Here is a 9,838-nt window from a genome sequence, read left to right as displayed (position 1 = left end):
CTAGGCCGTAGACTCATAAATCCGTAGCCACAGGCGCATTGAGGCAAGTTGGACCATTGCGAGGAAGTTCTCGGCCAGCTTGTCGTATCGGGTGGCAACTCGGCGGAAGTGCTTCAACTTGGAGAAGAAGCGTTCGATCAGGTTGCGCTCGCGGTAGAGCCAAGTGCTAAAGTACGGTTTCGACCGTCGGTTGGCCTTTGGCGGGATATTGGCGAACGCTCCTTTCTCGCGGAGAGACGCCCGGATGCGATCCGCATCGTAGGCCTTGTCCGCCAGCACGACTGCTTCGGCACCTACATGGCTTAGCAGATCGTCAGCGGCTTGGCCGTCATGGCTTTGTCCAGCGGTAAGGCTCAGTCGGATCGGGAGACCTTGCCCATCGACGACCGCGTGGATTTTGGTCGTGAGCCCACCTCTGGAGCGACCGAGACAATGATCTCGATCCCCCTTTTTGCCGTCGCAGCCTGCTGGTGCGCCCGGATTGATGTGCTGTCGATCATCTGAAGGTCGCCGTCGTGGGCGGCAGTGATGGCGTCCATCATCCGGTCCCATACGCCCGCCTTCCGCCATCGTATAAATCGGTTGTAGCAGGTAGTTCGCGGACCATAGCGTTCAGGCAGGTCACGCCACGGCGCACCTGATCGCAGTACCCAGAAGATGCCGTTCAACACGCGGCGGTCATCGACACGTGGCACCCCTCGCGGTTTGTTGGGCAGAAGCGGTTCGATCACACGCCACTCGAAGTCGGTCAGATCATATCGGCTCATGCCGACGCTGAATCAGCAAACGGGCGAAATGGAAAGGGCAGATGGTCGAGTGCCGCTTGCGATGTTAGGATTCCGGCATGGCGCTATACCCGAAAATACAGCTCTCCCGTTTGCGCGACATCGGTTGGAAGCTTTGGGATCCGATCGGATTGGCAGATGAGCACGGCACTTGTGGCGAAGGATGCGCCGACGAATATGATAGCTATCTGCTGCACGTCGTCAGCATGCTCTGCCACGATAGCTCGAAAGACGAAGCAACAACGTACCTAGTCGGAATCGCATCCGATCATATGGGATTATCGGTCGTAGACCCCGACGCCGCTGCCACCACAGCGTGTGCAATCGCAGATTACCTCACTTCCCTACCGGACGGCCCGACGACCATCCGCTGATGCGTTTATGAGTTCACGGCCTAGAAGGGCATGTGCTACTCGCGAGCGAGACTCGTGCGGGCGACTGGGCTGACTGGCTCGAGGTAGCGGGGCTCCGACACCTTGCTGCTCATCCTCGCCAAATATTTGACCACTTCTATGTGACGCGTCAGGCAGTGGAAGACGGCCTTGGTCTTGGCATCGGACCGATGCCGATGCTTCAGATCGATATCACTAGCGGAAAGCTAATGACGCCGCTGCCGCAGGTTCAGGTCCGTCGGGCCGGCTACGTTGCGGTCATCCCGCGGCGAGGGGATGTCGGAGACCTCCTTGCCGGCTTTGTGGACTGGCTTGCCTGCCAAACCCGAGCGGCCATTGACGGACTGGGCTGAGGCAACTCCCGCCCCCAAAGTTGCCGTTTTCAGCGGGTGCAGTTGGAGCTACCCTCTTCAGGTGATGGCCGTACCCTTTATATCTTCAGTGCTCCGCGCCGATCCGGTCCGCTGGCATCTTCTCGGCCGAGTGTATGCGCTGAACTTACCAGATTGCTGGATTGGCGCCGGCTTCGTGAGGAATGCGGTGTGGGATCACCTTCACGAGCGATCTAGCTCGCCATTGATCGGCGACGTCGATGTGATCTGGTACAATGCGCAGTGTACCGACGCAGCTCAGGATCGAGATATCGAGGGCAGTTTGCGGGCACTGGAACCGGCGGTCGATTGGTCGGTGAAGAACCAGGCCCGGATGCATATGCGGAATGGGGATGCTCCCTACCCCTCGGCGGTCGAAGCCATGCGTTACTGGCCTGAAACGGCGACAGCGGTAGCCGCAAGGCGAAGCGGACCCGAAAGCTGCGAGATTGCTGCCCCCCTTAGGCTAGATGATCTGCTTAATCTCATCTTGCGTCCAACCTCGCGCTTCCGTGAGGAGAAGCGGTCGATCTATGAGGAGCGGATACACTCCAAAGCATGGCTTAGTACGTGGCCGCTGCTGGCCACGGCAGAAGCGTAGGGCGGCTCTCCACCAATCTGAACCATTCCGGTCCCGCTCCCATTGTGGAAGTGGAAACCAGATCGCGTCGCAGCTACAAATAGTGATGGTTGAGCTACGAACCGATCGACTTCTGCTCCGAAAAGCACGTCAGGACGATCTTGGCGGGTTCCACACCTTGCTTAGTGACGCCCGGGCCATGACCTTCTGGTACTGCCCTCCTCATCAAGACGTCGCGGTCACGCAGGCTTGGTTGGACGACATGATTGGCATCGATCCGGGCAGCGGCGAGGACTTCGCAGTCGAATTTGGGGAGGCATTGATCGGCAAGGTTGGGATGCGGAGATTTCCGACGATTGGCTTCATCTTTCACCCGGATGTGTGGGGGCGAGGCCTTGCGTCAGAGGCGGTCCGGTCCGTCATCGATAGGGCATTTCGTGAGCATGGCTTGCCATTGATCAAGGCGGATGTTGATCCTCGAAATGACCCTTTGCTGCGACTGCTTAACCGCCTCGGCTTCGTTGAAACTGGCCGCGCCGAGGAAACTGGCCTTATCGGCGGAAAATGGTGCGATAGCGTCTTTTTGCATTTGAAGGCGGAAATGTGGAACGGCGGCTAGCCACCAGCTATCGCCATTAGATCGGCTCTGGGCACAACCTGAAAGCGGTCATTGAACGTGGGGCGCGCCGCTGGACGGCGGTGCCCGGACGCATACCTTCTACGAGAACCTACGCCCTGCGTGATCGACCCAGTCGTCGTGGGGTCGGACGTATTCGGCCACCATGTCGGTGGATTTGTGCCGGCTCTGGCGTTTCATCCGGAAGAGGTCCTCGCCTTGGCTTGCCGCCTCGGTGAAGAACCCGGCGCGTAAAGAGTGACCGGAGAACGCAGCTGGATCGTACCCCGCTGCGGCGGCCGCAGCCTTCATGACCAGCGCGGCGCCGTGATCGGACATCGCTTTGGTGCCGACCCGCCCTTGCGGCGTAAACTTCACGAACACGGGTCCGCTGGAGATCCGCGCCGCTTCAAGCCAGCGCTCGAGGTGGGTGACGGCGCCAATTACCCGCTCACCCGCGCCAAAAGGTTTTTACGAGAATCACATTTATCGTAAAAGAGGAGTTGTGGCTTGATCCTCGAAATGGCGCATAGACCTGCGAACGTGTCATAGCCTGGCTATGGTGGCATTCGGGAGGTAGATGCGATATGATCTACCATGTTTCCATTTTATCACCTGTGAGGTCCAAGTGGCACTTCAAGTCAACATCACACCCAATGGTCGCATGAGCCTGCCGGCCGACATCCGTAAGCGCCTGGGTCTCACAGGCGGCGGCGCGGTGTTCATCGAAGAGACCGACGACGGCGTGGTCCTACGCACAGCTGCCCAAGCCGTAGCACGGGCGCAGGCGCTTGCCAGACAGTACACCGGCAGTCATCCCGAAGCCGGCGTCGATGCCTTTCTGGCACGGCGCCGCGAGGACAGCGGCGAATGAGCGAGTTCGTCCTCGACGCCTCGGCGCTGATCGCGATGCTCAAGCAGGAGAAGGGCGCTGCAAAAGTTGCCAAAGGGATCGCGTCGGCGCGGATGTGCGCGGTCAACTACGCCGAAGTGATCAGCCATTATTCTCACCTCGGCATGCCTCCGGCCGCGATCGATGCCATGCTCGATCCGCTGCCGATCGCGATCATACCGGCCGACCGAGATATCTCGCGTATCGCCGGCCGATTGCGCGCGGTTACCTCCAGCGCCGGGCTTTCGCTCGGCGATCGCTATTGCCTTGCCCTTGCCCATCGCGACGGACTGCCTGCCTGGACAAGCGACACGCAGTGGAATTTGGTTGCCGGCGAGACGGGCGTTAAGGTCGTGCAAATTCGCTGACACCTGCGGACATCAGCCCATCTACCGTCGAGCACCTGTTCCAATATGAATACGCTTTTTTCAGTCGAGCTGATCCTCATCGACGAGATCTTTCGCGGCGATGGAAAGGGCTACGTTCTGGACTTTTCTAACCGCACGTTCACGGATTTCTTTGCTCGCGAGCTCGTCGACATCGACGCCCCTCACTATGCAGCAGATGGAAGCGCTAAGGGCAAGCGCCTACGGTGCTTCCTTGGTCAGGTCGACATCGCTGACGCCGTCCGGCACCTCGCTGCCTCGAGCAAGACAGTCGCACCAGAATTGCTCGCCCATACTTCGCCAGTTGGATGGGAGCACATTGCGTTCTCGGGCGATTTCCTCTGGGACCGCGCCGCTAACCGGGTGAAGCGCAAGCCTCTCCACATCGTCGGTCCCGCTCTGGCCGTCTGACCCGCTTGGCGTTGTTTAGCGTGGGATCAGCGCCTCGCCCTCTTTTTCGCCGCGGCTCACGTCTTTCTGCAGTTGACGTAATCTCATGGTGACCAGCGGTCGTGGGGGTGCTCCAAATTAAGCGCCGCATTGCGGAAGCCGCCGGCGGCTCACCAGTTAGCGACGTGCAGCCGGCGCAGACCCGGTCGCCGGGTTGAAAGCGGGATTGTCGAAGTCGAGTGGTGCGGGCTTCACTTCGATGGGCGGGTGAGCGCTTTCTGTCCAGGCTCGATACAGCATGTCCCGTAACATTGCGGCCCCGGCTGCGGTGCGCTCATAGACCATCTCCCGCACCACGCTGTCAGCGGCATCAGCAAAGCCATTGCGCCGTTCCAGCTGGTAAAGCCGGCGCACCTTATCACCGGAGTTATCCAAGTACGCGAGCACGAGATCGAACATGTCACCCTTCTGCCGGGCAGGAGCGCCAATCCGCGGGAGGATGTCGGCGGGGGTAAGGCCGATCTTGTCGACGAATAGGCTTTCGAAGCGTCCGTGTACGGTCCGGTCGGTTGTGAAGCCCTCAGGATTGTCGCCGCGCCAGCCATCCGAGTGAATGGAATTGTGCATCGGGTTCGCACCATCACCGATATAGTGACCGAGACGTGCCACATCGAACGCGCAATTCTGCTCCGCGAACTTTGGATCACTGCCTTGGGAGGCAAGTTGCCGCACCTGTCGCATGCAAACGACGATCCGGTCGTACGCTTCCATAGCGGCATAGGGCAGCGTACCTGTCCAGCGCACGTTGGTACGGGCGGCCGCCTGGGGGTTAGTGTCCTTAATCTGCTGGTGGCGATCGTACAGCGCCAGCACGAACTCGTAGCGGCTGCGTGGGATCGGTTTCAGGAAGGTGAACTGTTCGCGAAACCAGCCATGATTGGGATCCTCGATGATTTTGGAAAATCCCTCGGCATTGCCGCGCCAGCTGTCCGGTTGAGATGCCGATGCGGCGATATAGTCGACATGTTTCTTCAGGAAGACCGGCCCGTCTTCGGGTATGGCCTGGATCGCCGCCGTATCGATCACTGCATGACCTCTCGCGCCCCAGGCGAGGGCTGCATGGGGGGCGAGGAGAGCGAGTCCGGCGACGGCGGCGAGAAGGCGGCGCATGTGAAAATCCTATTCTTATGGGTCGAGCGGATCGCGAGGGTCGATGCGGGCAGAGCTGGCGGCGGGGCGCCATTCAAGTGCGGTGGGGCTAATCCGGGCGCCGGCGACGCCGGGCTGGTAGCCAAGTTCGCGTTCGTTGCGGGCGACGAATGCGGGGCTGGCGATGTTTTTGCTTTGTATCGGATTGCAGACGACGAGGGTGTCCTGCGTGAGCGGTGCCCCCATCGCCATAAGCAACCGGGCCGCATTGCGCATGTTGGTGGTGGTGTGCCGGGCATGCGGATCGATGACGATGCGGTCGGCCGGAATGCCATAGCGGTCGATCAGCGCAGCGCGCATCTCCACCGCCTCTGCAAAAGGTGTGTTGAAGGGATGAGCGCGACCACCGGACACGATGATAAAAGCCGTCTCGCCACGGGCGAACTGCTGTGCCGCAAGACGCAAGTGATACTTGCCTCCAGGACTGAGCGGCATCCCGTCCAGTTCCGGGCCAATGCCGGTGACGATCAGCGCAGTGTATCGGAAGTCGCCCCAGTTGGTCCGCCGAGCGCGGGCGAAGGCATCTGCGTTCATGCCGCTGTTCAGCGGCATGAAGCCGATCGCATCGGTGCGGGTGCTGCCGTCGAGCAAGGCCAGTGCAAAGTCGAAAGACACATCGAACGGCTGAACCGAGCCGAGGCGGGGCGCTTTCGACACCCAAAAAGCGGCCTGCAGCCAGTTACGGCGTTCGGCCGGGCTGATGGTGCCTGCGCCGTCGATCGTGGCGTACGCCGGCACCTGACCCAGACCGTACGTTCCGAGGATCACATTGGCACCCTGGAGTTCGCGCCGGGCCTGCGCGACTACGCCGTCGTCGAAGACGGGCAAGCCCGCGGGCAAAGCATGGGCAAGAGCCGCGATCTCGCTATCCCGCCACAGTAGCGCCTGCGCAACGCAGCCAGGCTCCTCCTGGCAGCCGGTCAGCCGTTCAGCGCGGGCGGACAGCAGTTCACGCACCGCGGGCCGGCCCAGCAGCGCAATCAGCGCAGTCCGATCACGTCCTAAGGCGGTAAACAGAGGAAACAAACGCTGCGAGAGGGCGCCCAGAGCGGTATCAGCGACTGCCGCTGACCGGGTCGCCTGCGCCATCCCCGAGGGCGCCGAGGCGCACGGCATGGCGCAGGCGGCGGCGAGTGCCGCCGCCTGCATTACAAACCAGCTCGTGCTCACCAATCGAAGCCCAGCACCAAGCGGAAGTTGCGCCCAAAGATCGGGCGGCCGTAGATCGCCTCCGAACTTCCTTGCCCCGCCAGCGAGTCCGTGCGGGTGTTGCCTTCGGTCAGGCCCTTCTGGTTGAACAGGTTATCACCCACGACCTGCAGCTTCCAAGCGCCCCGGTTCAACGTGACGCCGGCACCAACCGTGCCGTAAGCGGGCAAAGCGGTGTTGTTGTAGAGATCGACGTAGCGCTTGCCCATGTAGGTATAGCGGCCATAGATCGACACTTCGGTCTCACCGGTGACGAAGTCGAAGGACGGGCGGATATTGCCGTACACCTTGGGCTGGCGGACGATCTGGTTGCCTTCAACCTGCTCGGGGTCAGCGCCCGTTGCGCTGGCGAAGTTCTTGTACTTAGGGTCGCTGATCGTCAGCGCGCCATTCAGCGTGAACCAGGGAGTTACCGACAAGGCGCCGTCGAGCTCGACCCCCACGATTTGCGCCTCCCCGATGAAGGGTACGTTGACATCGTTGCGGCCCGTGGTGGGGTCGAAAGCGAGAAATGACGCGTTCAGCGGATCGAAGTTTGAATAGAAGCCGGTAGCGTAAAGATAGGAACGACCGCTCGCCAGCTTCAAGCCGACTTCGTACTGATCGGCAATGGTGGTGATGTAGACCGGGTTCGGGTTCACATCCATTGCCGACTGAACGTTGGGCGGCGTTTCCAGGTGCGAGGCACGGGCATAGATGCCAATGCTGTTGCTGAAGTCGTAATTGGCGCCGATTGTCCAGTTGGTCGCCTCAGTCTTGAGATCGCGGTTGACAATTACACCAGTGAAGCCGCGCGTCGCATCATCGGCCAGAGTGGTGGCGTCGCCCAGATTGACCTGCTCGGTCAGCGCGCCCCATCCTTGATAGTCATAACGCTCATGACGAATGCCGGCATCGATACGCAGACCCGGAGCAATCTCCCATGTATCGTTGGCGTAGATCGCGAACATCGATGCGTCGGAGTCGCCTTGGTTGAGCGTGGCAGCATAGTTCAGCACGCCATTGTCCGTAACGCGCCCGAGTTCGGCTCCGGTTGGGCCATAAGCCACCAGATCCAGGGTGCGGGGGGTTCCGGCGACCTCGATCAGGTAGTTCTGATAGGCGTAAAAACGATCTTGGCCATAGAAGCTGCCGTATAGACCTACGGTCAGGTCGTGGCTGCCGAGACCGGTTTCAATCCGCTTGGCGACGGACAAATTGCCCTGCCCCGAATAGAAATCGGAGGCCACGTCGCGGTACTGGCCCTGCATGACGAGACCCGAAGCACTGTCGGGATTGTAAGCCGTGTTGGTCCCGGCGAGCGTGTAGCCAAAGGAGCTCACGGGGCCAAAGGCCGCTGTCGCGCGGGCACGATACCCGGCGGCAAAGGTGTCCGCATCGGCCGGATTGGTGGTGGAGTAAAACGCGGTGAAGCGGTTTTTACCTTGGGTATACCCCACCTTTGCGGAGACCAGCCAGCCATCGAAATCCGCTTCGTACTGCGCGCCGACGTTGAACATGCGCATGTGCCGTCCGTCAGCCAGGTCGGTCGTGCGGCTTTCCGTCAGCCCCTGCCCGTTCCGAAACGGGATCGCGACATTGCGGAACGCTGGCGAGTTCATCGTGCCTTCGAAGTAGTCGATGTACGGATCGAGACTGACCGAAGGATCGCGCGGGTCGGCGATCGGGATCGGCAGGTAGAAGACGTTCTTGTCGTTGACGTAGTTCGCGCTCAGCTTGACGTAGCCGTTGCTCAGATCGTGACGGATGTTGGCGCGGATCTGGCCACCACGGTCGTTGGGGAAGCCGTTATCGCGGTAGCCGTCGTGATGGCGGATGAAGCCGCCGATGGCGTAAGAGGTGTCATTGCCCAGCGGACCGGACTGATACGCGTCGAGGCGGTACAGGCCCGTATCGCCCAGCGTCACCTGCGCTGCGCCTTTTGAGGTGTCCTGGCCCTCGCGCGTGATGGCGTTGATGATCGCACCCGAATAGCTGGAGAAAACCGGTGCCGGGCCGCCGCGCACCACTTCGAGGCGCTGCGTCATGAGATCCTGCTTTAGGATCGCATCGCCGCGAAAGAAGACGCCGTCGTTCTCGTGGAACAGCGGAAGACCATCCTGCTGAAAAGAGACGAAGCCGCCATCGTTGGGCAAGCCCCGGATGCGGTAGATGTTCTGCACCTCGCCGCCGGTGATCTCTGTTTGGAAACCCGGCAACTGGCCGATCAGGTCGGCGAAGTTGATCGGCGCAATCTTCTCGATAGCCTCCTGGCTAATCGTGTTGATGGCGTAGGAGGCGTCGAAGCGGCGTTGCCCGCGCGCTGTGCCGGTGACGATGATCTCCGATCCCGCAGGGCCGCTCTCGCCTGCCGCTATGTTCTCAGGCGTAGTGCGCGACGCCGGTGCAGCTACACCTTGCGCAAGGGCCGGATTCCCAACGAGCGTGCAGATAGCGGCGGCCGTGCCGCCCACCAAGATAGACTTGCGCATCATTTCCCCTGTTCAGGATTTGGTCTGGATTCGTGCGACCGATGCGAGGCCCTCTGGCGGAAGAATGTGACAGTTCGTCGTACGCGGCTTTCGGGAGCGATCACAAAAAACGTGGTCAGTTATGGGGAAGATCGTTTTCGACCGGGGTGCCCGGATGCATCGGTATCGCGCCACTCGGCGCTCGCGAAGGCTACAGGACGTATGGAGCGCATGACACCTCGCAGGGCGGTTAGCACGTGAAAATGGGCGTTCGGGAGCGGATGCTCGTCGTACTTTCCAGGTGCTCGCCGCTTCGTCCTGGAAGGAGAGCGGCTTTCGCACCAGCCAGAGCTGCGACGCTGAACGGCGCCAACGAGGCGGAAGCTGAAGCTGCGAGAGGCTTTTCTACGCCCGAGGCTGTGTAAGAACGCGAGGCTGTGCTAGAGTTTTCCCGCATTTGCGTGAGGCTTTGGAATGGGCCGTTTCGTTCAAGGGGAAGACCGCCGGCAGGATTTTTTGCTGCCTGCCTCGCTTGATGATTACGTGTCCGAGGACAAC

Annotated in this window: 11 protein-coding genes and 1 pseudogene; 7 read left to right on the top strand and 5 right to left on the bottom strand. The window is 60.9% G+C overall.

Translation table 11 applies throughout. The features are described from left to right. Window positions 1–767 (bottom strand): IS5 family transposase gene (locus ABVV53_RS10755; protein ID WP_353982420.1). Its coding sequence is split into 2 segments (ribosomal slippage): window positions 1–455 and window positions 455–767, totalling 768 coding nucleotides; the frame shifts between segments, so codons are not numbered across the junction. Window positions 768–844: 77 nt separating this feature from the next. Between ABVV53_RS10755 and ABVV53_RS10750 the strand changes: the two genes are divergently transcribed. The 4 genes from ABVV53_RS10750 (at window position 845) to ABVV53_RS10735 (ending at window position 2,747) form a co-directional block, all read left to right on the top strand. Continuing rightward, complete coding sequence (locus tag ABVV53_RS10750) at window positions 845–1,159, top strand: hypothetical protein (protein WP_353982419.1); 315 nt, start codon at window positions 845–847, stop codon at window positions 1,157–1,159. A gap of 32 nt (window positions 1,160–1,191) precedes the next feature. Next, entirely contained in the window at window positions 1,192–1,530 is a 339-nt protein-coding gene (locus ABVV53_RS10745; protein ID WP_353984427.1) for a LysR substrate-binding domain-containing protein, read from the top strand. 64 nt (window positions 1,531–1,594) lie between these two features. Further along, complete coding sequence (locus ABVV53_RS10740) at window positions 1,595–2,149, top strand: nucleotidyltransferase family protein (protein ID WP_353984428.1); 555 nt, start codon at window positions 1,595–1,597, stop codon at window positions 2,147–2,149. An 85-nt stretch (window positions 2,150–2,234) separates the two neighbouring features. Then, on the top strand, window positions 2,235–2,747 hold the full coding sequence (locus tag ABVV53_RS10735) for a GNAT family N-acetyltransferase (protein ID WP_353984426.1): 513 nt from the start codon (window positions 2,235–2,237) through the stop codon (window positions 2,745–2,747). A gap of 99 nt (window positions 2,748–2,846) precedes the next feature. Here ABVV53_RS10735 and ABVV53_RS10730 read toward each other — a convergent pair whose 3' ends face one another. Then, complete coding sequence (locus ABVV53_RS10730) at window positions 2,847–3,122, bottom strand: site-specific integrase (protein WP_353984425.1); 276 nt, start codon at window positions 3,120–3,122, stop codon at window positions 2,847–2,849. Between the two features lie 250 nt (window positions 3,123–3,372). Here ABVV53_RS10730 and ABVV53_RS10725 point away from each other — a divergent pair, with 250 nt between their 5' ends. The 3 genes and pseudogenes from ABVV53_RS10725 to ABVV53_RS10715 all read left to right on the top strand — a co-directional run. Continuing rightward, window positions 3,373–3,618 (top strand): AbrB/MazE/SpoVT family DNA-binding domain-containing protein, encoded by a 246-nt coding sequence (locus ABVV53_RS10725; RefSeq protein WP_353984424.1) that lies wholly within the window; start codon window positions 3,373–3,375, stop codon window positions 3,616–3,618. Further along, entirely contained in the window at window positions 3,615–4,004 is a 390-nt protein-coding gene (locus ABVV53_RS10720) for a PIN domain-containing protein (RefSeq protein WP_353984423.1), read from the top strand. The genes ABVV53_RS10725 and ABVV53_RS10720 overlap by 4 nt, the downstream gene beginning before the upstream one ends. A gap of 246 nt (window positions 4,005–4,250) precedes the next feature. Next, window positions 4,251–4,433, top strand: a pseudogene (locus tag ABVV53_RS10715) (Tn3 family transposase); the annotation flags it as partial. A gap of 156 nt (window positions 4,434–4,589) precedes the next feature. Here ABVV53_RS10715 and ABVV53_RS10710 read toward each other — a convergent pair. Genes ABVV53_RS10710 through ABVV53_RS10700 form a run of 3 tightly spaced genes read right to left on the bottom strand, consistent with a single transcriptional unit; the run spans window position 4,590 to window position 9,301 of the window. Continuing rightward, the gene (locus ABVV53_RS10710; RefSeq protein WP_353984422.1) at window positions 4,590–5,582 is read right to left on the bottom strand and encodes a phospholipase C/P1 nuclease family protein; all 993 of its coding nucleotides are present in this window, start codon (window positions 5,580–5,582) and stop codon (window positions 4,590–4,592) included. A gap of 15 nt (window positions 5,583–5,597) precedes the next feature. Continuing rightward, window positions 5,598–6,791, bottom strand: coding sequence for a YdcF family protein (locus ABVV53_RS10705; RefSeq protein WP_353984421.1), 1,194 nt, complete (start codon window positions 6,789–6,791; stop codon window positions 5,598–5,600). Further along, window positions 6,788–9,301, bottom strand: coding sequence for a TonB-dependent receptor (locus tag ABVV53_RS10700; RefSeq protein WP_353984420.1), 2,514 nt, complete (start codon window positions 9,299–9,301; stop codon window positions 6,788–6,790). The genes ABVV53_RS10705 and ABVV53_RS10700 overlap by 4 nt, the downstream gene beginning before the upstream one ends. Window positions 9,302–9,838 lie beyond the last annotated feature (537 nt).

The organism is Novosphingobium kalidii, from assembly GCF_040534015.1.
GTDB classification, from domain to species: domain Bacteria; phylum Pseudomonadota; class Alphaproteobacteria; order Sphingomonadales; family Sphingomonadaceae; genus Novosphingobium; species Novosphingobium kalidii.
Note: the sequence above shows the minus strand (reverse complement) of the source record. Positions and strands in the feature narration are given on the sequence as shown.